Origin of the sequence: Enterobacter cloacae complex sp. 397G4 (genome assembly GCF_050031515.1) — a bacterium.
Taxonomy (GTDB): Bacteria; Pseudomonadota; Gammaproteobacteria; order Enterobacterales; family Enterobacteriaceae; genus Enterobacter; species Enterobacter hormaechei_C.
In genome coordinates, this window is the sequence record NZ_JBLGWE010000001.1 from 4,763,754 (window position 1) to 4,790,156 (window position 26,403).

25 protein-coding genes are annotated in these 26,403 nt (G+C 56.4%); 14 read left to right on the top strand and 11 right to left on the bottom strand.

Going from position 1 to position 26,403, the window contains the following annotated elements; genetic code table 11:
- Positions 1 to 65: 65 nt before the first annotated feature.
- Positions 66 to 2,498 (bottom strand): bifunctional aspartate kinase/homoserine dehydrogenase II, encoded by a 2,433-nt coding sequence (locus ACQG1Y_RS22935; protein WP_017383103.1) that lies wholly within the window; start codon positions 2,496 to 2,498, stop codon positions 66 to 68.
- 2 nt (positions 2,499 to 2,500) lie between these two features.
- Entirely contained in the window at positions 2,501 to 3,661 is a 1,161-nt protein-coding gene (metB, locus tag ACQG1Y_RS22940; protein ID WP_015569951.1) for a cystathionine gamma-synthase, read from the bottom strand.
- A gap of 275 nt (positions 3,662 to 3,936) precedes the next feature.
- On the opposite strand from metB, the gene metJ reads away from it, so the two are divergent.
- Positions 3,937 to 4,254, top strand: a complete 318-nt coding sequence (gene metJ, locus ACQG1Y_RS22945) for a met regulon transcriptional regulator MetJ (protein WP_006179183.1) — start codon at positions 3,937 to 3,939, stop codon at positions 4,252 to 4,254.
- Positions 4,255 to 4,302: 48 nt separating this feature from the next.
- On the opposite strand, the gene rpmE is transcribed toward metJ, so the two are convergent.
- Positions 4,303 to 4,515, bottom strand: a complete 213-nt coding sequence (rpmE, locus tag ACQG1Y_RS22950) for a 50S ribosomal protein L31 (protein WP_003862040.1) — start codon at positions 4,513 to 4,515, stop codon at positions 4,303 to 4,305.
- A gap of 200 nt (positions 4,516 to 4,715) precedes the next feature.
- Here rpmE and priA point away from each other — a divergent pair, with 200 nt between their 5' ends.
- The 7 genes from priA to rraA all read left to right on the top strand — a co-directional run bounded on the left by priA (position 4,716) and on the right by rraA (position 12,650).
- On the top strand, positions 4,716 to 6,911 hold the full coding sequence (gene priA / locus ACQG1Y_RS22955; RefSeq protein WP_032104298.1) for a primosomal protein N': 2,196 nt from the start codon (positions 4,716 to 4,718) through the stop codon (positions 6,909 to 6,911).
- A gap of 119 nt (positions 6,912 to 7,030) precedes the next feature.
- Entirely contained in the window at positions 7,031 to 8,056 is a 1,026-nt protein-coding gene (gene cytR / locus ACQG1Y_RS22960) for a DNA-binding transcriptional regulator CytR (protein WP_017383100.1), read from the top strand.
- A gap of 92 nt (positions 8,057 to 8,148) precedes the next feature.
- Positions 8,149 to 9,117 carry a cell division protein FtsN gene (gene ftsN, locus ACQG1Y_RS22965; RefSeq protein WP_017383099.1) on the top strand — a complete coding sequence of 323 codons (969 nt, stop codon included), beginning with the start codon at positions 8,149 to 8,151 and terminating at the stop codon, positions 9,115 to 9,117.
- A gap of 94 nt (positions 9,118 to 9,211) precedes the next feature.
- Positions 9,212 to 9,742: an ATP-dependent protease subunit HslV gene (gene hslV / locus ACQG1Y_RS22970; RefSeq protein WP_003862036.1), complete on the top strand. Its 531-nt coding sequence runs from the start codon at positions 9,212 to 9,214 to the stop codon at positions 9,740 to 9,742.
- A 9-nt stretch (positions 9,743 to 9,751) separates the two neighbouring features.
- On the top strand, positions 9,752 to 11,083 hold the full coding sequence (hslU, locus tag ACQG1Y_RS22975; RefSeq protein ID WP_015569947.1) for an HslU--HslV peptidase ATPase subunit: 1,332 nt from the start codon (positions 9,752 to 9,754) through the stop codon (positions 11,081 to 11,083).
- Positions 11,084 to 11,145: 62 nt separating this feature from the next.
- Positions 11,146 to 12,072: a 1,4-dihydroxy-2-naphthoate polyprenyltransferase gene (gene menA, locus ACQG1Y_RS22980; RefSeq protein ID WP_087924327.1), complete on the top strand. Its 927-nt coding sequence runs from the start codon at positions 11,146 to 11,148 to the stop codon at positions 12,070 to 12,072.
- Positions 12,073 to 12,164: 92 nt separating this feature from the next.
- Positions 12,165 to 12,650 carry a ribonuclease E activity regulator RraA gene (gene rraA, locus ACQG1Y_RS22985; protein ID WP_033487969.1) on the top strand — a complete coding sequence of 162 codons (486 nt, stop codon included), beginning with the start codon at positions 12,165 to 12,167 and terminating at the stop codon, positions 12,648 to 12,650.
- A gap of 587 nt (positions 12,651 to 13,237) precedes the next feature.
- Here rraA and zapB read toward each other — a convergent pair.
- Positions 13,238 to 13,477, bottom strand: coding sequence for a septal ring assembly protein ZapB (gene zapB / locus ACQG1Y_RS22990; protein WP_003862031.1), 240 nt, complete (start codon positions 13,475 to 13,477; stop codon positions 13,238 to 13,240).
- A gap of 399 nt (positions 13,478 to 13,876) precedes the next feature.
- Between zapB and ACQG1Y_RS22995 the strand changes: the two genes are divergently transcribed.
- From ACQG1Y_RS22995 to fpr, 4 genes are all read left to right on the top strand, one after another.
- Positions 13,877 to 14,722 carry an MIP/aquaporin family protein gene (locus tag ACQG1Y_RS22995; protein WP_015569943.1) on the top strand — a complete coding sequence of 282 codons (846 nt, stop codon included), beginning with the start codon at positions 13,877 to 13,879 and terminating at the stop codon, positions 14,720 to 14,722.
- Between the two features lie 21 nt (positions 14,723 to 14,743).
- The gene (gene glpK / locus ACQG1Y_RS23000) at positions 14,744 to 16,252 is read left to right on the top strand and encodes a glycerol kinase GlpK (protein ID WP_006808669.1); all 1,509 of its coding nucleotides are present in this window, start codon (positions 14,744 to 14,746) and stop codon (positions 16,250 to 16,252) included.
- A gap of 122 nt (positions 16,253 to 16,374) precedes the next feature.
- Positions 16,375 to 17,385 (top strand): class II fructose-bisphosphatase, encoded by a 1,011-nt coding sequence (gene glpX, locus ACQG1Y_RS23005; protein WP_047638134.1) that lies wholly within the window; start codon positions 16,375 to 16,377, stop codon positions 17,383 to 17,385.
- 96 nt (positions 17,386 to 17,481) lie between these two features.
- Entirely contained in the window at positions 17,482 to 18,228 is a 747-nt protein-coding gene (fpr, locus tag ACQG1Y_RS23010; RefSeq protein WP_193361320.1) for a ferredoxin--NADP(+) reductase, read from the top strand.
- Here the strand turns inward: fpr and ACQG1Y_RS23015 are convergent, their stop codons facing one another.
- Positions 18,229 to 18,648 (bottom strand): DUF805 domain-containing protein, encoded by a 420-nt coding sequence (locus tag ACQG1Y_RS23015; RefSeq protein ID WP_006808672.1) that lies wholly within the window; start codon positions 18,646 to 18,648, stop codon positions 18,229 to 18,231.
- 112 nt (positions 18,649 to 18,760) lie between these two features.
- Here ACQG1Y_RS23015 and ACQG1Y_RS23020 point away from each other — a divergent pair, with 112 nt between their 5' ends.
- Together ACQG1Y_RS23020 and tpiA are read left to right on the top strand one after the other, a co-directional pair.
- A complete protein-coding gene (locus ACQG1Y_RS23020) occupies positions 18,761 to 19,357 on the top strand; it encodes a DUF1454 family protein (protein ID WP_017383094.1) in 597 nt (198 codons plus the stop codon).
- A 111-nt stretch (positions 19,358 to 19,468) separates the two neighbouring features.
- The gene (gene tpiA / locus ACQG1Y_RS23025; RefSeq protein ID WP_003862019.1) at positions 19,469 to 20,236 is read left to right on the top strand and encodes a triose-phosphate isomerase; all 768 of its coding nucleotides are present in this window, start codon (positions 19,469 to 19,471) and stop codon (positions 20,234 to 20,236) included.
- A 36-nt stretch (positions 20,237 to 20,272) separates the two neighbouring features.
- On the opposite strand, the gene ACQG1Y_RS23030 is transcribed toward tpiA, so the two are convergent.
- The 6 genes from ACQG1Y_RS23030 to cpxP form a co-directional block, all read right to left on the bottom strand.
- The gene (locus ACQG1Y_RS23030; protein WP_023304636.1) at positions 20,273 to 21,577 is read right to left on the bottom strand and encodes an SLC13 family permease; all 1,305 of its coding nucleotides are present in this window, start codon (positions 21,575 to 21,577) and stop codon (positions 20,273 to 20,275) included.
- A 73-nt stretch (positions 21,578 to 21,650) separates the two neighbouring features.
- Positions 21,651 to 22,394, bottom strand: coding sequence for a CDP-diacylglycerol diphosphatase (locus ACQG1Y_RS23035; protein ID WP_003862014.1), 744 nt, complete (start codon positions 22,392 to 22,394; stop codon positions 21,651 to 21,653).
- A 111-nt stretch (positions 22,395 to 22,505) separates the two neighbouring features.
- A complete protein-coding gene (locus ACQG1Y_RS23040) occupies positions 22,506 to 23,495 on the bottom strand; it encodes a sulfate ABC transporter substrate-binding protein (RefSeq protein WP_032660777.1) in 990 nt (329 codons plus the stop codon).
- 213 nt (positions 23,496 to 23,708) lie between these two features.
- A complete protein-coding gene (gene pfkA / locus ACQG1Y_RS23045; protein ID WP_003862009.1) occupies positions 23,709 to 24,671 on the bottom strand; it encodes a 6-phosphofructokinase in 963 nt (320 codons plus the stop codon).
- Between the two features lie 184 nt (positions 24,672 to 24,855).
- Positions 24,856 to 25,740 carry a CDF family cation-efflux transporter FieF gene (gene fieF, locus ACQG1Y_RS23050; RefSeq protein WP_017382698.1) on the bottom strand — a complete coding sequence of 295 codons (885 nt, stop codon included), beginning with the start codon at positions 25,738 to 25,740 and terminating at the stop codon, positions 24,856 to 24,858.
- A gap of 153 nt (positions 25,741 to 25,893) precedes the next feature.
- A complete protein-coding gene (gene cpxP / locus ACQG1Y_RS23055; protein ID WP_003862006.1) occupies positions 25,894 to 26,400 on the bottom strand; it encodes a cell-envelope stress modulator CpxP in 507 nt (168 codons plus the stop codon).
- Positions 26,401 to 26,403 lie beyond the last annotated feature (3 nt).

Here is a 26,403-nt window from a genome sequence, read left to right on the forward strand (position 1 = left end):
GGGGGTGAGTGCGGTCTGCTGCCCTCACCCTAACCCTCTCCCACGGGGAGAGGGAACAAGCGAAATTACAGCAGCTTAGCCAGACGATTAATATCAGACTGAATGGCTCCGGCGGTGACATCGCGTCCCGCGCCCGGGCCACGGATCACCAGCGGGTTATCGCGATACCAGCGGCTTTCGATGGCGAAGACGTTGTCGCACGGCAGGAGCGCCGCCAGCGGATGTTCAGGACGCACCGCCTCCACGCCCACGCGCGCTTTACCGTTCGCCTCGAAACGCGCCACGTAACGCAGCACCAGGCCCATCTCGTTAGCCGCTTCCAGACGTTGCACCATCTGCTCGTTCAGCTCGTCACCGTTCTCGAAGAAGTGATCGACGGACCCTTCCTCGCAGCCCGCAGGCACCAGAGACTCGACGCGTACCTGACCCGGCTCAATGTCGTAGCCGGCTTCACGCGCCAGGATCACCAGCTTACGCATCACATCTTTACCGGCAAGGTCAACGCGCGGATCCGGCTCGGTTAAGCCCTGCTGCCACGCCTGATCCACCAGGTCGGTGAACGGAACGGTGCCGTCAAACTGCAAAAACAGCCAGGAGAGCGTGCCGGAGAAGATCCCGCTCAGCGCCAGAATGCTGTCGCCGCTTTCAATCAGGTCGCGCACGGTATGGTTCACCGGCAGGCCCGCGCCAACGGTGGCGTTATACAGCCAGTGACGGCCCGTTTTTTCGAATGCGTCATGGATCTGACGGTATTTATCAGTGCTGCTCGCGCCCGCCAGTTTGTTGGCGCTGATGACGTGGAAACCGTGGCTGGCGAAATCCAGATACTGATCGGCCAGCTGTTCGCTGGCGGTCACATCCAGCACCACCAGATCGTCGTACGGGTGCGCGCGCATCCACAGGAACAGCGACTCTTCATCCTGCTCAACCGCTTCATCGTTAAAGAAGGCCAGCGCCCGGCTGGCGTCCAGCCCTTCGTAGTTCAGCAGGCTGCGGCGGCTGTCCACCACCCCTGCCAGAATAAATTCAAACCCGGTACGCGCCGAAAGCGTTACCTGCTCGCGGGCGAACAGCTCCAGCCAGCGGGAACCGATGTTCCCTTTCCCGAACAGTACCAGGCCGATGCGTTTTTCCGCGCGGAACAGGGAGGTGTGCAGACCCTGAATCAGGCTTTCGGTTGGCCCTTTACGCAGCACGGCAACCAGACTGATGCCCTCTTCCGACTGCCAGGTGAACTCCACCGGCTGACCTTTCAGTTGCTGCCAGAAGCGGTGGCAGTGGAGCGGGTTACGGGTGACGCCCGCGCCCACCATCGCCACCAGCGCCAGCCCCTGACGCAGGCGAAGCTCGCCCGGCAGGCCCGCTTCATCCAGAATTTTCAGGGCGCTGTCCACCACTTCAGCGGTATAGCAGAACTGCAACAGCTGACGATCGTTATGTACGCCAACGGCCAGCGGACGCACCTGGGCACGTTTCAGGATGGTGTCGATATCTTTGTGTGCCAGTTTGAAATCCTGGCCCGCAGGCACCTGGAACTCAATCAGGCAGATGTCATCATGGCTGGTGACAATGCGCGCGCCCGTACCGGATGCCAGCACGCGTTCAATGCGGGTGGAACCCTGATCCGGCGTGTAGCTACAGCGTAGTTGCAGGTCGATGTCGCTGCCGGAAACCGGCTGTAGCGTGCGCGCGTGCAGCACCGGGGCCGCCAGACGCGCCAGTTCGCTCGCTTCGTCGAGACGCAGCAGCGGCAGCAGGCAGGCATCTTTTACTTTGCGCGGGTCCGCGCTGTAGACACCGGCCACGTCGCTCCAGATGGTGACGCGGGACACGCCCGCCAGGGCGCCAATCTGCGTTGCCGAGTAGTCAGAGCCGTTACGGCCCAGCAGAACGGTTTCGCCAGCATTGCTGCGGCTGATAAAACCGGTGACGACAATACGTTTACCAGGATGTTGCACCAGCAGCTGTTGCAGCAGCGGGTAAGACAACCCTTCGTCCACCTGCGGCTGTGCGGCACGTTCTGCACGCAGGAAATCACGCGCGTCGAGCCAGGCGGCTTCCACACCAAGATGTTGCAGCACGGCGGCCATCAGGCGCGCAGACCACACTTCACCGTGGCCAACCACTTCCGCATACACTGCATCGGTAATGCCGCTGTCCAGCAGAGCGGCCAGACGCTCAAGGTCGTGCGTAAAAGCGCTAATCAGCCCGTCCGCCACGTCCGCAGGCAGCAAACCGGCAATCAGTTCACTCTGGTAACGACGTAAGGACTGTTGCACCTGATGCGCAGAGAGGCGATCGGTCTGGCTCAGTTTCAGCCAGCTAATCAACTGGTTGGTGGTGCTGCCCGCCGCAGAGACAACCATCATGTCCCCCGGCTGTGAATACTCGGTCATGATCCCTGCGACACGCAGGTAACATTTCACATCAGCAAGACTACTACCACCAAACTTGTGCAGCTGACGACCCTTCGTCCCTGCCTGCGCTATCACACTCATGATTACCCCTTGGCTGCGACCCGGAAGCCATTTTCCAGATCGGCAATTAAATCTTCAGAATCTTCAATACCGGTCGAGATACGCAGCAGCGTCTCGGAAATCCCGGCGGCGGCACGTGCTTCGGGTGCCATACCTGCGTGCGTCATGGTTGCGGCGTGGGAGATCAAGCTTTCTACTCCCCCTAAGGATTCCGCCAGCGTAAACAATGACAACCCGCTCAGGAAGCGACGCAGCGTTTGCTCGTCACCGTCCAGTTCAAAACTTAACATCGCGCCAAATCCTTTCTGTTGGCGCGCGGCAATCTCGTGCCCCTGATTTTCCGGCAGCGACGGGTGATAAAGCTTCTTCACCAGCGGCTGGGTTTTCAGGAAATCCACGATCGCCTGGGCATTACGCTGCGCCACGTCCATACGCGGCGACAGCGTACGGATGCCGCGCAACAGCAAATAGCTGTCGAACGCGCCCGCGGTGACGCCAATGTTATTGGCCCACCATGCCAGTTCGGTGACTACCTCAGGATCTTTGGCAATCACCACACCTGCTACTACGTCAGAATGGCCGTTCAGATATTTAGTGCATGAATGCAACACCAGATCGGCACCCAGTGCCAGTGGGTTCTGAAGGGCCGGACTGAGGAACGTATTATCCACTACACTTATCGCTCCCGCATCCCTTGCGAGCTGACAAATTTTCGCAATATCGACTACGCGCAACAATGGATTGCTTGGACTTTCCACCAGCACCAGCTTCGGCTGCTCGGCAAGCGCCTGTTTCAGCGCCTGTTCGTCGTTTTGATCGACAAACAGCACACGGTAGCAGCCACGTTTCGCCAGGCTATCAAACAGACGATAGCTGCCGCCATAACAGTCGTGCGGCGCCACCAGCAGATCGCCAGGTTTCAGGAACACCGTAGTCACCAGGTGAATGGCAGACATGCCGGTATTGGTTAATACCGCACCCGCGCCGCCTTCCAGTTCCGCCAGCGCGCGCTGGGTGACGTCACGCGTAGGATTGCCGCGACGCGAGTAGTCATGCGCGCGGGGTTCATTAAATCCGGTGAAATTATAGGTGCTGGAGAGATGAATTGGCGGGACAACGCAGCCGTACTGCTCGTCATCATTCAATCCGCTACGCACTGCGATGGTGGCCTGTTTACGCGTCATGGTGAGGCTTCCTGGCGAATGAGGTGAAAAGTCAGGCACCAGAGTAAACATTGAAAGTATGGACGTCAATACATCTGGACATCTAAACTTCTTTGCGTATAGATTGAGCAATGTGCAAATAGCCGTTAAAATTATATGCTTTAGGACACGCTACAGCGGCAATATCCGTGCCTCGGTATCGTCTCTACGGTAAACTACGCAAGATTACGGTTCAAAACTGATGGTTACCGGTTTTGCACCTTTAGATTAATGACTGAGAGGATTAAAGGTATCTCATGGCTGAATGGAGCGGCGAATATATCAGCCCATACGCTGAGCACGGTAAGAAGAGTGAGCAAGTCAAGAAAATCACGGTGTCCATTCCTCTGAAGGTGTTGAAGATCCTCACCGATGAACGTACGCGTCGTCAGGTGAACAACCTGCGTCACGCCACCAACAGCGAACTGCTGTGCGAAGCGTTCCTGCATGCGTTTACCGGCCAACCGTTGCCGAACGATGACGATCTGCGCAAAGAGCGCAGTGACGAAATTCCAGAAGAGGCGAAGGTGATCATGCGTGAACTGGGTATCGACCCGGATACGTGGGAATACTGATAAGCGGATACAAAAAAGGCACCTTGCGGTGCCTTTTTTTCGGGAAACTTATTTAGCGCCCGGGATGCTGAAACGCTTGTTGAAGCGGTCAACACGGCCACCGGTTGCAACATCACGCTGCTTACCAGTGTAGAACGGGTGGCATTTGCCGCACACGTCCAGGTTCAGATCGTGACCCACGGTAGAGCGGATCTGGATAGAGTTACCGCAAGAGCAGTTTGCAGTAATCATTTCGTATTTCGGGTGAATATCTTTTTTCATGGGAGAACCTCAGTTAAGGCCGCGTCGCTCTTCCAGCCCTAACGCCAGACACCACGCGATGTTGAATGTAAGTTCTTTGGCGTAAAATACACCAAAGGCGGCGAATCATACAGAATTTGACCAACGTATGCAAACTGATCCGCACGCCGCTTTCACTAATGTGTATACTAACGCGCCACTTTTCAAGTCAGGAAGATTCGATGCCCGTCGCTCACGTTGCCCTGCCCGTTCCGCTTCCCCGCACCTTTGACTACCTGCTGCCCGACAGCATGAGCGCCAAAGCGGGCTGTCGCGTGACCGTGCCGTTTGGCAAACAGCAGCGCGTGGGGATCGTGGTGTCCGTCAGCGAACACAGCGAACTGCCGCTTAACGAGCTGAAATCGGTTGTTGAGGTGCTGGACAGCGAGCCGGTTTACTCCACCAGCACCTGGCGACTGCTGCTGTGGGCGGCAGATTATTATCATCATCCGATTGGCGACGTGCTGTTCCATGCCCTGCCCATTATGCTGCGCCAGGGCAAGAGCGCCAGCCACGCGCCAATGTGGTACTGGTTTGCCACCGAGCAGGGCCAGGCTGTGGACATTAACAGCCTGAAGCGCTCGCAGAAACAGCAGCAGGCGCTGGCCGCGCTGCGCCAGGGAAAAATCTGGCGCCATCAGGTCGACGAGCTTGAGGTAAGCGAAACCGCGTTGCAGGCATTAAGGAAGAAAGGGTTGAGCGAGCTGGCCAGTGAAGCCCCTGCCCTTCACGACTGGCGCGACGGCTTTTCCGTCTCGGGCGATCGCCTGCGTCTGAATACCGAGCAGGCCACCGCCGTGGGCGCGATTCACAGCGCCGCCGACCATTTTTCCGCCTGGCTGCTGGCGGGCGTCACCGGCTCCGGTAAAACCGAAGTGTATCTGAGCGTGCTGGAAAACGTGCTCGCGCAGGGCAAACAGGCGCTGGTGATGGTGCCGGAAATCGGCCTGACGCCGCAAACCATCGCGCGTTTCCGTGAACGCTTTAATGCGCCAGTTGAGGTTCTGCACTCCGGCCTGAACGACAGCGAGCGCCTCAGCGCCTGGCTGAAAGCGAAAAACGGCGAAGCGGCGATTGTGATCGGCACCCGTTCATCGCTGTTTACGCCGTTTAAAAATCTCGGCGTTATCGTGATCGATGAAGAGCATGACAGCTCCTATAAACAGCAGGAAGGCTGGCGCTATCACGCCCGCGACTTAGCCGTGTACCGCGCCCACAGCGAACAAATCCCCATTATTCTCGGGTCCGCCACCCCCGCGCTTGAAACGCTGCACAACGTTCGCCAGCGTAAATACCACATGCTGCGCCTGACGCGCCGTGCGGGGAATGCTCGCCCGGCCATTCAGCATGTGCTGGATCTGAAAGGCCAGCAGGTGCAGGCCGGGTTAGCGCCTGCGCTGATTAGCCGCATGCGCCAGCATTTGCAGGCGGGCAACCAGGTGATCCTGTTCCTGAACCGCCGCGGCTTCGCGCCTGCGCTGCTGTGCCACGACTGCGGCTGGATCGCGGAGTGCCCGCGCTGCGATCACTACTACACCTTCCACCAGGCTCAGCGCCATTTACGCTGCCACCACTGCGACAGCCAGCGTCCGGTCCCCCGTCAATGCCCGTCCTGCGGCTCAACGCACATCGTGCCGGTCGGTCTGGGAACGGAACAGCTTGAACAGGCGCTCGCGCCCTTCTTCCCGGACGTGCCCATCTCCCGTATAGACAGGGATACCACCAGCCGTAAAGGGGCGCTGGAGCAGCAGCTGGCGGAAGTGCATCGCGGCGGCGCGCGCATCCTGATTGGTACTCAGATGCTGGCGAAAGGGCACCACTTCCCGGACGTGACGCTGGTCGCCCTGCTGGACGTCGACGGCGCGCTGTTCTCCGCGGATTTTCGCTCCGCCGAGCGTTTCGCCCAGCTTTATACCCAGGTTGCCGGTCGCGCTGGTCGGGCGGGTAAGCAGGGCGAGGTGGTGCTGCAAACGCACCACCCTGAACATCCGCTGCTGCAAACTCTGCTGCACAAAGGCTATGACGCCTTCGCGGACCAGGCGCTGGCCGAACGTCAGACGATGCAGCTTCCCCCGTGGACCAGCCACGTTATCATCCGTGCGGAAGATCATAATAACCAGCAGGCGCCGCTGTTCCTGCAACAGCTGAGAAACCTCCTGCAAGCCAGCCCGCTGGTGGATAATCAGCTGTGGATTTTAGGCCCGGTACCCGCGCTCGCCCCGAAACGCGGGGGCCGTTTCCGCTGGCAACTCTTACTTCAGCACCCCTCGCGTATCCGTTTACAGCAGATCGTCAGCGGCACGCTGGCGCTGATCAATACCCTACCGGAAGCGCGAAAAGTGAAGTGGGTTCTTGACGTCGATCCGATTGAAGGCTGAAGACGGATCGAAAAATTTAATGCGCCTCACACTTTTTATGAAAATTCTGTAACCGATTCCATTAACTATCTGTAAAAATGGTGCTGTCCGCAGTTCGGTGTTCAGGCGAGGAGAAGACGTTGAAGTCCAGGAAAGAGGTTGCCTCGGCGACCATGAAAGACGTTGCCGAGAAAGCACAAGTCTCAACAGCAACCGTGTCCCGCGCATTGATGAACCCTGACAAAGTCTCCCAGGCGACCCGAAACCGGGTTGAAAAGGCGGCGCTTGAGGTCGGTTATTTCCCGCAAGCCATGGGGCGCAACGTTAAACGCAACGAATCCCGCACCATCCTGGTGATCGTGCCGGATATCTGCGATCCCTTCTTCAGCGAAATCATCCGCGGCATTGAGGTCACGGCCGCCGCCCAGGGCTATCTGGTGCTGATTGGCGATTGTGCTCACCAGAACCAGCAGGAAAAAACGTTCATCGACCTGATCATCACCAAGCAGATTGATGGCATGCTGCTGCTTGGCTCACGCCTGCCGTTTGATGCCAGCATTGAAGAACAGCGCAATTTACCGCCGATGGTCATGGCGAACGAATTCGCGCCGGAGCTGGAGCTGCCAACCGTTCATATCGATAACCTCACCGCCGCATTCAACGCCGTGAACTATCTTCAGGAACTGGGGCATAAGCGTATCGGCTGTATCGCCGGACCAGAAGAGATGCCGCTGTGTCATTACCGCTTGCAGGGCTACGTTCAGGCGCTGCGCCGTACCGGGGCTATCGTCGATCCGCACTACATTGCGCGCGGTGATTTCACCTTTGAAGCGGGCGGGCAGGCGCTGGAAAAATTGCTGGCCTTGCCAGAACCGCCCACCGCGGTCTTCTGCCACAGCGACGTGATGGCGCTGGGGGCGTTATCCTACGCCAAACGTCACGGCCTGCGCGTGCCGCAGGACCTGTCGATAATCGGTTTTGATAATATTTCACTTTCGGAGTTTTGCGATCCGCCGCTTTCGACCGTTGCACAGCCGCGGTATGACATCGGCCGTGAAGCGATGCTGCTTTTGCTGGATCAGCTGCACGGTCAATCAGTTAGCAGTGGGTCACGACTACTGGATTGTGAGCTGATTGTGCGCGGCTCTACCCAGGCATTAACTTAAAGTAAATACCTTTCGACACCCTTATCTGGTCAAAGCCCCGTCGCTTAAGTAACATGGCGGGCTGACGAACGAATAAATACAGCGAAACGATAGTGGCACAACGAGATTATGTACGTCGCGGCCAGCCGGCACCTTCGCGACGCAAAAAGAGTAGTTCAAAAAGCAAGCAACGCAGCCTGTCTGCTGTCTCCCCAGCTATGGTCGCCATTGCTGCGGCTGTGCTGGTGGCCTTTATTGGCGGCCTCTACTTCATTACGCATCATAAAAAAGAAGAGTCTGAAGCCCTTCAGGGTAATAAGGTCGTCGGCAACGGCCTGCCGCCGAAGCCTGAAGAGCGCTGGCGCTACATTAAAGAGCTGGAAAGCCGCCAGCCTGGCGTACGTGCGCCTACCGAGCCTTCTGCCGGGGGTGAAGTAAAGAATGCCGATCAGCTGACGGACGAACAGCGTCAATTGCTCGCTCAGATGCAGGCGGACATGCGCCAGCAGCCTACGCAGCTGAACGAAGTACCGTGGAACGAACAAACCCCGGCGCAGCGTCAGCAAACGTTGCAGCGCCAGCGTCAGGCTCAGCAGCAAACGCAACAGCAGCAGTGGACGCAGACGCAGCCGGTACAGCAGCCGCGTACACAACCGCAGCAGCAGACGCGTACCGTACAAACTCAGCCTGTCCAGCAGCAACCGAAGGCGCAGCCGCAGAAGCAAACGGCACAGCCGTATCAGGATCTGTTGCAGACGCCTGCGCATACCACTGCGCAACAGCCAAAAACGCAGCAGGCTGCGCCGGTCACCAAAGAGACCGAGGCACCGAAGCAGACGGCTGAGAAAAAAGATGAACGCCGCTGGATGGTTCAGTGCGGTTCGTTTAAAGGCGCCGAACAGGCAGAAACGGTGCGTGCTCAGCTGGCATTTGAAGGATTTGACTCTCGCATTACCACCAACAACGGCTGGAATCGCGTAGTGATTGGACCGGTCAAAGGCAAAGAAAACGCAGACGGCACCATTTCCCGTTTGAAAGTGGCTGGCCACACAAACTGCATTCGACTCGCCTCCGGGGGTTGAAACCCCCAAAATCCCCCCCATCTATCATTTAATTCAGCCCTGAGCACAGGCTCAGGGCTTCTGTTTCCCGAATCTGTAACCAGGGGGTCTGCTCGTGACAACAATAGTAAGTGTACGCCGTAACGGCCAGGTGGTAATTGCCGGTGATGGCCAGGCCACGCTGGGTAATACCGTCATGAAAGGCAACGTGAAGAAAGTACGTCGTCTTTATAACGACAAAGTGATCGCCGGTTTCGCAGGCGGCACGGCTGATGCCTTCACGCTGTTTGAACTGTTTGAACGCAAACTGGAAATGCATCAGGGTCATCTGGTGAAAGCCGCCGTTGAGCTGGCAAAAGACTGGCGTACCGACCGCATGCTGCGCAAGCTCGAAGCGCTGCTGGCCGTGGCTGACGAAAACGCCTCGCTGATCATCACCGGTAACGGCGACGTGGTTCAGCCTGAAAACGACCTGATTGCCATCGGCTCTGGCGGCCCGTACGCCCAGGCCGCAGCCCGTGCGCTGTTGGAAAATACCGACATGAACGCGCGCGATATCGCGGTGAAAGCGTTGGATATTGCAGGTGATATCTGCATCTATACCAACCACAATCACACCATCGAAGAATTACCGTCTAAAGCGTAAGGATCGCCCATGTCTGAAATGACCCCACGCGAAATTGTCAGCGAACTGAACAAACACATTATCGGCCAGGACGACGCCAAGCGCTCCGTGGCTATCGCACTGCGTAACCGCTGGCGTCGCATGCAGCTCGACGAAGAGCTTCGCCACGAAGTGACGCCAAAAAATATTCTGATGATCGGCCCGACCGGTGTGGGTAAAACCGAAATCGCCCGTCGTCTGGCCAAACTGGCTAACGCGCCGTTCATCAAAGTTGAAGCCACCAAGTTCACCGAAGTGGGCTATGTGGGTAAAGAAGTGGACTCCATCATCCGCGACCTGACCGACTCGGCGATTAAGATGGTGCGTGTCCAGGCAATTGAGAAAAACCGCTATCGCGCCGAAGAGATGGCCGAAGAGCGTATTCTCGACGTGCTGATCCCACCGGCAAAAAACAACTGGGGACAGGCTGAACAGCAGCCTGAACCTTCTGCTGCGCGTCAGGCATTCCGCAAAAAACTGCGCGAAGGCGAGCTGGACGACAAAGAGATTGAGATCGATCTCGCTGCCGCGCCAATGGGCGTGGAAATTATGGCACCTCCGGGCATGGAAGAGATGACCAGCCAGTTGCAGTCCATGTTCCAGAACCTGGGCGGGCAGAAGCAGAAAGCGCGTAAGCTGAAAATCAAAGACGCGATGAAGCTGCTGATTGAAGAAGAAGCCGCGAAGCTGGTTAACCCGGAAGAGCTGAAACAGGATGCTATCGACGCGGTTGAGCAGCACGGTATCGTGTTTATCGACGAAATCGACAAGATCTGTAAGCGCGGCAACGCGTCCGGCCCGGATGTCTCACGCGAAGGCGTTCAGCGCGACCTGCTGCCGCTGGTGGAAGGTTGCACCGTCTCCACCAAGCACGGCATGGTTAAAACTGACCACATTCTGTTTATCGCCTCCGGTGCGTTCCAGATTGCCAGCCCGTCTGACCTGATCCCGGAACTTCAGGGACGTCTGCCAATCCGCGTCGAGTTGCAGGCGCTGACCACCGAAGATTTCGAACGTATCCTGACTGAGCCAAACGCTTCTGTGACCGTACAGTATAAAGCGCTGATGGCGACCGAAGGCGTGAACATTGAATTTACCGATGACGGTATCAAGCGCATCGCCCAGGCCGCGTGGCAGGTCAACGAAACCACCGAGAACATCGGTGCGCGTCGTCTGCACACCGTGCTGGAACGCCTGATGGAAGACATCTCTTATGATGCGAGCGACCTTAACGGTCAAAGCATTACCATTGACGCAGACTATGTGGGCAAACACCTGGATGCGTTAGTGGCAGATGAAGATCTGAGCCGTTTTATTCTATAATCGCGTTCAATGCATTTTCATCACTGTTGATGGGGGCTATGGCCCCCATTTTTATTGGCTAAATAACTATGACTGATATCAGCCGTACACAGGCGTGGCTCGAAAGTCTGCGTCCTAAAACGCTTCCTCTGGCTTTTGCCGCCATTATCGTCGGTACCACGCTTGCCTGGTGGCAGGGTCATTTCGATCCTCTGGTAGCAGGTCTGGCGCTTGTCACCGCCGGGCTGCTGCAAATCCTCTCTAATCTCGCCAATGATTACGGCGATGCGGTAAAAGGCAGCGACAAGCCTGACCGCATCGGGCCGCTGCGCGGCATGCAAAAAGGGGTGATTACCCAGGCACAGATGAAGCGGGCGCTGATTATCACCGTGGTGTTGATTTGCCTGTCCGGGCTGGCGCTGGTGACGGTCGCCTCGAAAACCACCAGTGATTTCATTGGCTTCCTGGTGCTGGGCTTGCTCGCCATTATTGCAGCCATTACCTATACCGTCGGGACGCGTCCTTACGGGTATATTGGTCTGGGCGACATCTCCGTGCTGGTGTTCTTCGGCTGGCTGAGCGTGATGGGAAGCTGGTACTTACAGGCGCACACGGTGATCCCTGCCCTGTTCCTGCCGGCGACCGCCTGTGGTCTGCTGGCGACGGCGGTGCTGAATATCAATAATCTGCGCGACATCGACAGCGACCGCGAGAACGGTAAAAACACGCTGGCCGTGCGTCTGGGTCCGGTGAATGCACGCCGCTATCACGCCTGCCTGCTCATCGGCGCGCTGGTCTGCCTGGCGCTGTTCAATCTGATTTCGCTGCACAGCCTCTGGGGCTGGCTGTTTGTGCTCGCCGCACCGCTGCTGATTAAGCAGGCCCGCTACGTCATGCGTGAACTCAGCCCGGCCGCCATGCCACCGATGCTGGAACGTACGGTAAAAGGCGCGCTGTTGACTAACCTGCTGTTCGTCATCGGGATTGTCTTAAGCCAGACGCTGAGTTAGCTGATAAATATCAATTAACAATTGATGATTTTGCCAACAACGCATTTCGCACGATATACTGAACACATTCGCAGCAACAGAGCGTTAAACCTATGAAATACGATACCTCCGAGCTTTGTGACATCTACCAGGAAGATGTCAACGTCGTTGAACCCCTGTTCTCCAACTTTGGTGGACGGTCGTCGTTTGGCGGACAAATCATCACGGTGAAATGTTTCGAGGACAACGGGTTGCTGTACGATCTGCTCGAAGAGAACGGTCGTGGTCGCGTCCTGCTGGTGGATGGTGGCGGTTCCGTGCGCCGTGCATTGATTGATGCTGAACTGGCGGGAATTGCCGTCCAGAACGAGTGGGAAGGCATTGTGGTGTACGGTTCCGTGCGTCAGGTGGACGATCTCGAAGACCTGGATATCGGGATTCAGGCCATCGCGGCCATACCGGTAGGCGCAGCGGGCGACGGCATCGGCGAAAGCGACGTGCGCGTCAATTTCGGCGGCGTGACCTTCTTCTCGGGCGACCACCTTTATGCTGACAATACCGGCATTATCCTTTCTGAGGATGCGCTGGATATTGAGTAGTTAATCGGTAAGCGAGATGCATAAAAAAACCGCCAACAGCAATGTGGCGGTTTTTTTTGTCCCTCGGGATTCGCGGTCCGTTGGGACGTCTTACAGACTAACACCAAGGAACTTCATCATACTCTCGCCCAAACCTTGGGCAACCCTTCGTAACCTTTATAAAATCCTAATTGTTTGTGAATACCTTAACTACCTGGTTGATGCTCATTATGATACCGCGTCCCTTTCCGCCATCTCGCAAATGGGCATCGGTCCAGGGAAAGGTGTATTCACTACCGTAAAGCAGGCTAACATCAAGGCTTGTGTCCACCGACTTATCACCGGTGGTGAACGGTGGAGCGGTAAGCAGCAGGGACCGCATAATGAAACGCTATTTATGTATCGCGTTCATTGTCGCCAGCGTACTCGTTGTAAAGAGCGATGAACCTGTTGGGTTTGTTGCTTTTGCTACGACAGCGCAGGACAAGTAGCGTTAAGGCCGCCCGGGGCGGCCTTTTTTATGGTTTGATATCGGTTAGCGAAAACCATAAAAAAGCCGGGTGGCGGCTTCGCCTTACCCGGCCTGTTCAATGCATTCCCTAAGGAAATCAAACTTCTTCCATACGTCCCAGCAGCGCCTGCAAGCGTTCCTGCCAGCCGTTCTGCTGTTCGCGCAGCTGGTTGTTTTCGCGCTCCAGTTCTTCACGGCTGTGTTGAGCATTCTGAACTTCCTGTGACAGGGAGTTGTTCTTTTCTTTCAGCTCTTCAATTTCCATTTGCAGCAGCGTGATGGTGTCAATCGCCTGCTGTACTTTCGATTCCAGTTTCTCAAACACTTCTAAAGACATGATCCTACCTCTCCTGAATTGCAAGGCGACGCTTTAACATAAACGCGCACAACATATGTTCCGATTGTATGGAGCGCCGTCGCCCCTGTCCAGCGGCATGCCACGCAGATCGCGGTTTGCAACACTTTTCGGCCTCGTCCTGGTGCGTTCGCCGCATATACCCCTAAGTTGTTAACCCATAAGTTAAAGAAATGATTCAGCCCATAATCATTATCTGATGCAAAAACGCGCTTTATGGCGCGAAAACGCTCATTTTATTGACGCAGACCACACATTTAGATTTCGATATTTCTCGTTTGTGCTCGTTAACGATAAATTAACACTATGTCTACAGGGCATCGTGACTGTCACTGGCGGTCACGCAAACAATAAACATTACTCTTTTGCAGGATTCCGATTATGAGTCAGACATCAACCTTAAAAGGCCAGTGTATTGCCGAGTTCCTGGGTACCGGGTTGTTGATATTCTTCGGAGTAGGCTGTGTCGCAGCACTGAAAGTGGCGGGTGCCAGTTTTGGTCAGTGGGAAATCAGTATTATCTGGGGTCTGGGCGTGGCGATGGCCATCTACCTGACCGCAGGGGTTTCCGGTGCACATCTTAACCCGGCGGTGACCATCGCGTTGTGGCTATTCGCGTGTTTTGACGGACGCAAAGTTGTTCCTTTCATCATTTCGCAATTTGCCGGCGCCTTTTGCGCAGCGGCGTTAGTTTACGGGCTTTATTACAATCTTTTCATCGACTTCGAACAGACGCATCATATGGTGCGTGGCAGTGTCGAAAGTCTGGATCTGGCAGGCATTTTCTCAACGTATCCGAATCCGCATATCAATTTTGTGCAGGCGTTCGCGGTTGAGATGGTGATTACCGCTATTCTGATGGGCGTCATCATGGCGCTGGGCGACGACGGAAACGGCATTCCGCGCGGCCCGCTGGCGCCACTTTTGATTGGCCTTCTGATTGCGGTAATTGGCGCATCCATGGGTCCGCTGACCGGCTTTGCGATGAATCCGGCGCGTGACCTGGGTCCAAAAACCTTCGCCTTCTTTGCGGGATGGGGCGATGTCGCCTTCACGGGCGGCAAAGACATTCCTTACTTCCTGGTTCCGCTGTTCGGGCCAATCGTAGGGGCGGCGCTGGGCGCATTCGGCTATCGCAAATTAATTGGTCGCCACTTACCGTGCGACACCTGTGTGGAAGAGGAGAAAGAGACGGCTTCCACCACACAACAAAAAGCTTCGCTGTAATCTGACTACGGGACACATACCATGACCGAAAAAAAATATATCGTTGCGCTCGACCAGGGCACCACCAGCTCCCGCGCTGTCGTAATGGATCATGACGCGAACATTGTCAGCGTGTCTCAACGCGAATTTGAGCAAATTTACCCGCGTCCAGGCTGGGTAGAACACGACCCGATGGAGATCTGGGCGTCGCAAAGCTCCACGCTGGTGGAAGTGCTGGCGAAAGCCGACATCAGTTCTGACCAGATTGCCGCTATCGGTATCACCAACCAGCGTGAAACGACTGTGGTCTGGGAGCGCGAAACCGGTAAGCCCATCTACAACGCCATTGTCTGGCAGTGCCGTCGTACGTCAGAGATCTGCGAACAGTTGAAGCGCGAAGGAATGGAAGAGTACGTGCGCAGCGCCACCGGCCTGGTGGTTGACCCCTATTTCTCCGGCACCAAAGTGAAGTGGATCCTCGACCACGTGGAAGGTTCACGCGAGCGCGCACGACGTGGCGAGCTACTGTTCGGCACCGTCGATACCTGGCTTATCTGGAAGATGACTCAGGGACGCGTTCACGTCACCGACTACACCAACGCCTCGCGCACCATGCTGTTCAACATCAACACCCTTGAGTGGGATGACAAGATGCTGGACGCGCTGGACATTCCGCGCGCGATGCTGCCAGAAGTCCGTAAGTCTTCAGAAGTGTACGGCCAGACCAACATTGGCGGTAAAGGTGGCACCCGTATTCCTATCGCCGGTATCGCCGGTGACCAGCAGGCGGCCCTGTTCGGCCAGCTGTGCGTCAAGGAAGGGATGGCGAAGAACACCTACGGCACCGGTTGTTTTATGCTGATGAACACCGGCGAGAAAGCGGTGAAATCAGAAAACGGTCTGCTGACCACCATCGCCTGCGGCCCGCGCGGCGAAGTGAACTATGCCCTGGAAGGCGCGGTATTCATGGCGGGTGCCTCCATTCAGTGGCTGCGCGACGAGATGAAGCTGATCAGCGACGCGTTTGACTCCGAATACTTCGCGACCAAAGTGAAAGACACCAACGGCGTGTACGTGGTGCCAGCGTTCACCGGTCTGGGCGCACCGTACTGGGATCCGTATGCCCGCGGCGCGATTTTCGGCCTGACGCGCGGCGTGAACTCAAACCACATCATTCGCGCGACGCTGGAATCCATCGCCTACCAGACGCGCGACGTGCTGGAAGCGATGCAGGCTGACTCCGGCATTCGTCTGCACGCCCTGCGCGTGGACGGCGGTGCGGTAGCCAACAACTTCCTGATGCAGTTCCAGTCCGACATTCTGGGCACCCGCGTTGAACGTCCTGAGGTGCGAGAAGTGACGGCGCTGGGCGCGGCGTATCTGGCAGGTCTGGCGGTTGGCTTCTGGCAAAACCTCGACGAGCTTCAGGAAAAAGCGGTTATCGAACGCGAATTCCGTCCTGGCATCGAAACCACCGAGCGCAACTACCGCTACAGCGGCTGGAAGAAAGCGGTGAAACGTGCCCTGGCGTGGGAAGAGCACGACGAGTAAACCTATATTCCCTCTCCCCTGGGAGAGGGTTAGGGTGAGGGGCTCCGACCGCACCGGTCCCTTCGCCCCTCCCCACTCTGTGATAAACTTCGTGCAATTCCTTTTGATTGTACGAGTACCTCATGAAACGTGAACTTGCTATCGAGTTTTCCCGCGTCACCGAAGCTGCCGCCCTCGCAGGCTACAAGTGGCTGGGCCGTGGCGACAAAAATACCGCAGATGGTGCAGCCGTCCACGCCATGCGCATTGTGCTTAATCAGGTCAATATCGATGGCACTATCGTCATTGGCGAAGGCGAAATCGACGAAGCGCCGATGCTCTACATCGGTGAAAAAGTCGGGACGGGCAAAGGCGATGCCGTGGATATCGCGGTCGACCCGATTGAAGGCACGCGCATGACGGCGATGGGCCAGGCCAACGCGCTGGCGGTACTGGCGGTGGGCGATAAGGGCTGCTTCCTCAACGCGCCCGATATGTACATGGAAAAACTGATCGTCGGTCCTGGTGCTAAAGGCGCTATCGACCTTAGCCTGCCGCTGGACGCCAACCTGCGCAATATCGCTGCGGCGCTGGATAAAGCGCTCAGCGAACTCACCGTGACCATTCTGGCGAAACCGCGCCACGACGCCACCATTGCGTACCTGCAAGCGCTCGGCGTACGCGTGTTTGCTATTCCGGATGGCGACGTTGCCGCCTCTATTCTGACCTGCATGCCTGACAGCGAAGTCGACGTGCTTTACGGCATCGGCGGCGCGCCGGAGGGTGTGGTCTCTGCGGCAGTGATCCGCGCGCTGGACGGCGATATGCAGGCGCGTTTGCTGCCACGCCATGAGGTCAAAGGCGACAGCGACGAGAACCTTCGCATTGGAGCAGACGAACTGGCGCGCTGCGCGGCGATGGGCATCGAGGCCAATAAAGTGCTCGCGCTGAACGAGATGGCCCGCAGCGATAACGTGGTCTTCTCCGCAACCGGCATCACCAAAGGCGATCTGCTGGACGGCATCACCCGCAAGGGCAACATGGCCACCACTGAAACCCTGCTGATCCGCGGTAAATCCCGCACCATTCGTCGCATTAAGTCCATTCATTATCTCGATCGTAAAGATCCGGACGTACAGACGCACATTCTGTAAAACCGTTTGATCGATAGAGCTTTCCGGCCCGAATGGGCTGGAAATGTTTCCCGCAAGTACGGAAGATAGAAGAGAGAAACAGCACAGGAGAAGATCATGGCGGACTGGGTAACAGGTAAAGTCACAAAGGTACAGTTCTGGACCGATGCGCTATTTAGCCTCACGCTGCACGCTCCCGTTCATCCGTTTACTGCCGGGCAGTTTGCCAAACTCGGGCTGGATATCGACGGTGAACGCGTACAGCGCGCCTACTCTTACGTTAATGCGCCTGATAACCCGGACCTTGAGTTCTATCTGGTCACCGTCCCGGACGGTAAGCTCAGCCCGCGCCTCGCCGCGCTGAAGCCGGGCGATGACGTGCAGATTGTCTCCGACGCGGCGGGGTTCTTCGTGCTGGATGAAATCCCCGACTGTGACACGCTCTGGATGCTGGCGACCGGCACGGCCATCGGCCCGTATCTCTCCATTCTGCAATACGGCAAAAATCTGGAGCGCTTTAAAAATATCGTGCTGGTTCACGCCGCGCGCTACGCCGCAGACCTGAGCTATTTGCCGCAGATGCAGGCGCTGGAACAGCGATATGGCGGGAAGTTAAAAATTCAGACGGTGGTCAGCCGCGAAACCGCAGCCGGCTCGTTAACCGGTCGCGTTCCGGCGTTGATTGAAAGCGGCGCGCTGGAAGAAGCGGTGGGTTTACCGATGAATACCGAAACCAGCCATGTGATGCTGTGCGGTAACCCGCAGATGGTACGCGATACGCAGCAGTTGCTGAAGGATACCCGGCAGATGACGAAGCACCTTCGCCGCCGGCCGGGCCACATGACCGCCGAACACTACTGGTGATCAGCGGTACTTCACCTCAAGGGTATCTTTTCCATATTTGTTCTCGCTCTGGGTGCCGATAAACGCGCCCAGTTCGACAACCATCATTACAAAGATAACCGTCGGCAGCAGTCTGCCCACCACCCATGGGAGGATTGAGGGCAGCATTGACCAGTTCCCCGCCACCAGCATCCACGCCAGAATAATCAGGAAAGCCCATGCGCCGGAGCGGCCACGATCGTGCAGACGTTTCACCACTACGGCAGCGGTTGGCCACAGTAAACAGACCAGCGCAAATGCCGCCGTTTGCGTGCTCAGCCATGCGTTGTAGGCAACAAAAAACAGAAGCAGCATGGCGACAACCCACGTTGCAATCCAGATCCAGAAGTCACGGCGTCCAATACGCCCTTTGAATGAAAACAGCCACTGCTGTATGGTCATGTAAGGTTCCTTATTATTGTTTAGCCCGCATTTTACCCTGGAGTTGTGACCTTTTGACAAGCCGACCAGATATCGTTTTAATCATGGGCAATGACGGCCAGGGGCAATGTTGATGAAAAGTTCGGCACACTCTCTTTATTTGTGTTTAGCGATGCTGAGCGCCAGTTTTTCCCTGTATGCCGCGGAAACGGCTTCCCCGGTCACCGCCCCCTATCTTCTGGCGGGCGCCCCCTCTTTCGATCAATCTATCAGCCAGTTCCGCGAAGCCTTCAACAAAGAAAACCCCTCACTTCCGCTGGGAGAGTTCCGTGCGATTGACAGCGCCCGCGATACGCCGACCCTGACCCGCGCGGCCAGCAAAATTAACGAGAATCTGTATGCCTCTACCGCCCTTGAGCGCGGAACGTTAAAAATCAAAAGTATGCAGATCACCTGGCTGCCGATTCAGGGGCCAGAGCAGAAAGCGGCGAAAGCGAAAGCGCTGGAGTACATGAGCGCTATTCTGCGCGCCTTTACCCCCACCTTCACGAAAGCGCAAAGCCAGCAAAAGCTGCAAAAACTGCTTACCGCCGGGAAAAACAAACGCTATTACGCCGATACGGAAGGTGCCGTTCGCTATGTCGTCGCAGATAACGGCGAAAAGGGGCTGACCTTCGCGGTTGAACCGATTAAGCTGGCCCTATCAGACGCACTCGAGGGGGCGAATTAATGACAAAAAGCAAAGCCTTTCGAGGGAAAATCTCTATACTGATTCACAGACCATGCTGCCCGACAGGGCGGCCATATTCCTTAATTCGCTTATTGAGCGTGGAGAATTGAAATGCGACATCCTTTAGTGATGGGTAACTGGAAACTGAACGGCAGCCGCCACATGGTAAACGAACTGGTTGCTAACCTGCGTAAAGAGCTGGCTGGCGTGACCGGCTGCGCTGTTGCTATCGCTCCGCCGGATATGTACCTGGATCTGGCTAAACGTGCCGCTGACGGCAGCCACATCATTCTGGGCGCGCAGAACGTTGACGTTAACCTGTCTGGCGCGTTCACCGGTGAAACCTCCGCTGAAATGCTGAAAGATATCGGCGCGAAATACATCATCATCGGCCACTCCGAGCGTCGCACCTATCACAAAGAATCCGATGAGTTCATCGCGAAGAAATTCGCTGTGCTGAAAGAGCAGGGTCTGATCCCGGTTCTGTGCATCGGTGAAACCGAAGCAGAAAACGAAGCAGGCAAAACCGAAGAAGTGTGCGCACGTCAGATCGACGCTGTGCTGAAAACCCAGGGCGCGGCAGCGTTCGAAGGCGCGGTTATCGCTTACGAGCCAGTCTGGGCGATCGGTACCGGCAAATCTGCAACTCCAGCGCAGGCACAGGCGGTGCACAAGTTCATCCGTGACCACATTGCAAAAGCAGACGCGAAAGTGGCTGAGCAGGTCATCATCCAGTACGGCGGTTCCGTTAACGCATCAAACGCAGCTGAGCTGTTCACCCAGCCAGACATCGATGGCGCACTGGTTGGCGGCGCATCCCTGAAAGCAGACGCTTTCGCGGTGATCGTTAAAGCGGCAGAAGCGGCTAAGCAGGCGTAATCGCCTTTGTGGCGGGTGGCGCTTCGCTAACCCGCCCTACAAACGACCTAACACGCTAAACCACAAATAATCCAGCGGCAGCAGCACCAGATACGTCGCAATCGCCAGCGCCAGACAAAGCAGCATCCCCGCCTTCGCAGGCACTTTCCCTAAGCCCATCGCCACTACAATCGGCGACGCCTGATACGGCAGCAGCGGCGTGGAATACCCCAGCACCTGAATCATGATCACCGACAGCAGCGGGAAGCCGGTCGCGTCGGAGAAGCTCTGCGCCAGCGTGGTGTACAGCGCAGGAACGCCGTTGGCGGTCATAATGAAGTTGAGCGCCGTGGTGATCCCCGTCAGCGCCAGGAAGCTGGTAAACGGGCGGTCTGCATCCAGCGGCATGATATGGAGCAACGCCTCGCCTACGGCCGCACCGATACCGGTCTGCGTCACCGTAATGGCCAGCCCGAGTATACCCGCGACGTAAATACAGGTGCGCATATTCACCCCCGCCGAGAACTCTTCCCCGGTGATAAAACCGATGCGCGGCAGCATAACGATGACCGAGGCCGCCAGCCCCGTCCACGCTGGCCCAACGCCGTGCCAGCTCTCCGTCACCCACATCGTCAACACCACCGCCAGCAGCCAGGCGAGCCGTTTTTCGTCACGCCCCATCGGTTCCGATGGCGTGAGATCCTTCGCCGGTTTCGGGTTGCCGGGGAACAGCCAGCAGATCAGGCCAATCAGAATCAGGCCTTTGAGAATACCCAGCACCGGGGTGTGCAGCAGCAGATACGGGACATAGTTGAGGTGGATACCGTATGAGCCTTCCGCCGCGCCGCTCATCACCAGGTTGGGCACGTTGGCGGGCAAAATAGTGGCCGAGAGCTGGAAGGTGCCGAACCCGACCGCCAGCGCCAGGCCAAACCAGGCCCGCGAGCCATCAGGGATGCCGGCCCGCTTCGCCATCGCGGCGACAATCGGCATCAGCAGCGCAATACGTCCCATGTTCGACGGCATCACGAATGCCAGGGCATAGCTCAGCAGCACAACGCTTGCCACCATCAGCACCCAGGAGTCGGTAAGCTTTGCCGACAGCGCCCGGGCGGCCCTGTCCGCCAGGCCGGTTTTCCGAATCGCCACGCCCAGCACAAAGCCGCTGAACACCAGCCAGAAGGCAGACGAGGCGAAGCCGCCGAAGATCACTTCCGGCGGGGCGATTCTGGCGGTCATCGCCGCCGTGAAAAACAACAGCGCGGTGATAAATTCCGGCAACAGCGACGTCGCCCACAGCACGATGGTGACGCCGACGATCAGCGAGGGAAGCAGCAGAGGATGCGTTAACCAGAGCGACATACCTGTCTCCTGTAGAATTTTTCAGCAAGTCTACGGCGACAGGCAGGGCGAGTAAACGCTATTTATGGTGGGGTCACTTCAGGATATCGCATTGATGATCCTGCAATTCCTCAGCCGACGCGCGGTTAAAGGTAAGCAGGTTACGCTCTGTCGCCAGCAATACAAACGAGCCGTCCGACTGCTGTGCCATCGCCAGCGCGAAGCGTCCCATATGATCGCGGGCTTCCGGCAGCTCTTCCGCCAGCATCATAAACGGGCTGCGCTGCACCAGTTCGTTCTCCGTCACCCGACGGGCAAGGTATTCATGCCCTTCCAGCCCGCCCGGAAGCGGTAACCACTGGGTGCTGATTTGCCCCTGCGACGCGTTCAGCTTCTCGCGCACGTCTGGGCGCAGACAGGAGATGTGGATATGAAAATGGTTTTGCGTGCGCCCGGTCGGGGAGTTGATGGTCAGCGAAACGGCGCTGTCAGGCACGTCGGCCCCCCGTTTCATACTCATAAAATGGCGAGACTGCCATGCCAGCCAGAAGAAATTCGGTGTCTGCGGCTCAGTCAGCAGCGGGCTTTCGGTGCCGTTGATACGGTACGTGGGCATCAGCAGGTATTGCAGCGGCCCGTTGCGGTCCTTGAACACCACGTAGCCCGCATCTGGCTTCACCTGCGCACACGGTGCCGGGTTACGGTTATGCAGCTGGTTGGGCACACACTGGTCGAGAACGATATGACGCAACGCATTCGGATTACCCGCTTTCATCCAGTACACGCCCCCTGCGGCAAGGGCGATAACGATCAGAATCAGTAAGATAATTTTTTTCACAACGCGTTCCCTGTTTTCAATAGAGGCAAAAGAGTAACGCAAAATGATGACCAAATAAAAAACCCGGCGGATTTCTCACACCGGGTTACCGTGTCGTTCTTTGTAAAACGCTTAGCGCTTGCTGATCTGGTCGAAGGTGCCGCCGTTAGAGAAGTGCTCTTTCTGCGCTTTGGTCCAGCCGCCAAAAACCTCATCAATAGTGAACAGCTTCAGTTTCGGGAAGGCGTTTTCGTATTTCTTCGCGACAGCCTCATCGCGTGGGCGGTAGAAGTTTTTCGCCGCAATTTCCTGCCCTTCAGGTGAGTAGAGGTACTTCAGGTAGGCTTCCGCCACCGCTTTGGTGCCCTTCTTATCAACAACCTTATCGACGACGGAGACGGTCGGCTCAGCGAGGATGGATTCGCTCGGGGTGACGATCTCGAACTTGTCTTTACCCAGCTCGTTGGTCGCCAGCAGGGCTTCGTTTTCCCAGGCGATCAGCACGTCGCCAATGCCGCGTTCGACGAAGGTGTTGGTTGCGCCGCGCGCGCCGGAGTCCAGCACTTCGACGTTTTTAAACAGTGCTTTGACGAAGTCCTGTGCTTTGGCCTGATCGCCGTTGTTGTGGTGCAGCGCGTAGCCCCAGGCTGCCAGATAGTTCCAGCGTGCGCCGCCGGAGCTTTTTGGGTTCGGGGTAATGACAGACACGCCTGGCTTAATCAGGTCGTTCCAGTCCTTAATCTGTTTCGGGTTGCCTTTACGCACCAGGAAAACAATGGTCGAGGTGTATGGCGCGGAGTTATCCGGCAGGCGTTTGATCCAGTTTTTGTCGATACGGCCACGCTCGGCGATAGCGTCAACATCGTAGGCCAGCGCCAGGGTCACCACGTCGGCTTCAATACCGTTGATGACGGAGGTCGCCTGCTTGCCAGAACCACCGTGAGACTGGCGAACCACCACGTTATCGCCGGTTTCCTGTTTCCAGTGCGCCGCGAAAGCTTTGTTGTACTGGTCGTACAGTTCACGCGTCGGATCGTACGACACGTTCAGTAACTGAATGTCCTTTGCCAGAACGCTGGTCGATGCCAGCAATAATGTTAACCCCACGCCCCATTTATTCATCGCCCAGCTCTCTTGTGTAGTGTTTTGATGAATGCAGCGTGCCAGAAAGCTAACCGATGATTAAAGAATAAAAAAAGATTGGCTATAACGTAGTGGAATAAAAAAGCGTGCACGCATAAAAAAGCCGGGTGGCGGCTACGCCTTACCCGGCCTACGAATCGTGCTTTTGTAGGCCCGGTAAGCGCAGCGCCACCGGGCAACAGAGTCAATCAATCAGTACAGTTTTTTCGCGCAGTCCAGCCAGTCACCTTTGAACGGACGCTTCATGTTTTCAATGGCGTCGATGATGTCATGGTGAACCAGTTTCTCGTTCTGAATACCGACGCAGCGGCCGCCGTGGCCCTGAAGCAGTAGCTCGATCGCGTACGCGCCCATGCGGGACGCCAGGATACGGTCGTACGGGCCTGGGGAACCACCACGCTGAATGTGACCCAGAACGGTCGCGCGGGTTTCGCGTTTGGTTTCGGTTTCGATGTACTTCGCCAGCTCGTCAACGTCACAGATGTGCTCGGTGATAGCAACGATGGCGTGTTTCTTACCTTTCGCGATACCGGCTTTGATTTCAGCGACCAGATCTTCACGGCTAAATTCCACTTCCGGCACCACCACGAACTCACAGCCACCGGCAATTGCCGCCGCCAGAGTCAGGTCACCGCAGTAACGGCCCATCACTTCAACAATAGAAATACGCTGGTGAGAGGAAGAGGTGTCACGCAGGCGGTCAATCGCTTCCACAACGGTACCCAGCGCGGTGAAGTAACCGATGGTGTAGTCGGTGCCTTTGATGTCATTGTCGATGGTGCCAGGCAGGCCGATGCACGGGAAGCCCATTTCAGTCAGACGTTTTGCACCCATGTAGGAGCCGTCGCCGCCGATAACCACCAGCGCATCCAGACCCCGTTTTTTCATGTTTTCGATAGCCACTTCACGGATGTGTTCGTCACGGAATTCCGGGAAGCGTGCAGAACCGAGGAAAGTACCGCCACGGTTGATCATGTCAGACACGCTGTAGCGGTCGAGCTGAACCATGCGGTCTTCATACAGACCCAGGTAACCGTCATAGATACCAAAAACTTCCAGACCTTCCGTCAGCGCTGCACGGACAACCCCACGGATTGCCGCGTTCATGCCCGGCGCATCACCGCCGCTTGTCAACACACCGATTTTCTTAATCATGACTACCTCTGAACTTAGGAATGCAAAATTGAAATCTGCTGCCGGAAGAAACTGTTCAACCGTCGAATACTGCAAATAGTATATCAATCCCTTCCAGCTGAATTGATTCAGGTCAGGCCATATGGTGGTAATTTATCCACAAAATGCTGCTCTGGCTCACTTTTTTACAACGAATTACGAAAGCTCAAAACGCCCTGGGTACGACAGAGCACGGATCCTGATGAATAATGACGTCTGACCCAGGGAAACGCTGCAAAATCGCCTGCTCCACCTGTTCAGCGACCATATGCGCCTGAACCAGTGGCAGGTTGTCTTCCATTTCCAAATGAATCTGAATAAAGCGGGTCGGCCCTGACTGCCGCGTACGAAGATCGTGAGCACCACTGACGCCAGGCCAGTTGGTCACAATGGCATAAATTTCATCACGTTCTGCATCCGGAAGCGCACGGTCAAGAAGCGACTGTACCGCTTCATACCCCATCCGCAAGGCGCTGTATAAAATATAGATCCCTATCCCTAACGCAAACAACGCATCGGCCCGATGCCAGCCATACCAGGCCAGACCAAGCGCAATAAGAATAGCCCCATTCATCATAACATCAGACTGATAATGAAGCATATCGGCCCGTACAGCCTGGCTTTGTGTTTTGCGTACAACCCAGCGCTGGAACGTTACAAGAACAAGTGTGCTTATAAGTGCAACTACCGTTACGACCACGCCAACGCCCGGATCGTTCATCGGAGAAGGCGAAATAAGATGCTGAATACCGGTCAAAAACAGGAAAAGCGCAGAGCCCGAAATAAACATGCTTTGTGCCAGCGCGGCCAGCGATTCCGCTTTGCCGTGGCCAAACGTATGCTCTTCATCCGCCGGTTGCAGCGAGTAGCGCACCACCAGCAGGTTGGTCAGCGAGGCGGCAATATCCACCAGTGAATCCACCAGTGCCGCCAGAATACTGACCGACCCGGTGTACCACCACGCGAAAATTTTAATGATCAGCAAACACGACGCCATCACCGTCGCGGCTATTGCGGCCCGGCTTACCAGCCGTCCATAGGATTGATTCATAAACACTCCTGTCATGCCATGGCGCTAGTATAACGGATGGTGGTGGAGTGAAAGGATGAATAAAGCGTTAACAAACCTGAACAATGGGCAAAAAAAACCCCCACATCATGTGGGGGAAGACAGGGATGGTGTCTATGGCAAGGAAAACAGGGTTTACTGGTTACTACGGGTACTGCTATTGCTACTGAAAAGCGTCATATCTGAGCTTCGCTGCATCCGTGCAACCTCACGCAACTGATTCATACGTTGCTGATGTTTGGTATTCAAAACCGCTTGCTGCTCGGGCGTTAGCAGGTGGAACATCTGGTTGCGAACCTTCGCCATCTCTACCTGGCGGGCAACCTGTTCCTGCGCCATTTTTTCGGCCTGAGCGCGTACAGCGCTTTCGTCAAAATTTTCTGCGGTGACAAGGCGATGCATTGTCTCCATTTCGCTAACATTAACAGGGGGCTGGTCGTGTCTTGCCCTCTGCATCAGATCTCGCATCTGTTGACGCTGATGTTCGGTTAAACTTATGCCGTCAAACATATGGCTTTGGCTGCTGTGCTGCGTTGCGCCCTCTGCTGAGGAACCGTTATCGCTGATGATAGCTACAGCAGCCTGGCTAAACGCACTGAAGGCCAGCGTTGAGGCCATGACGGCAGCGGTAACTTTGCGCATCAC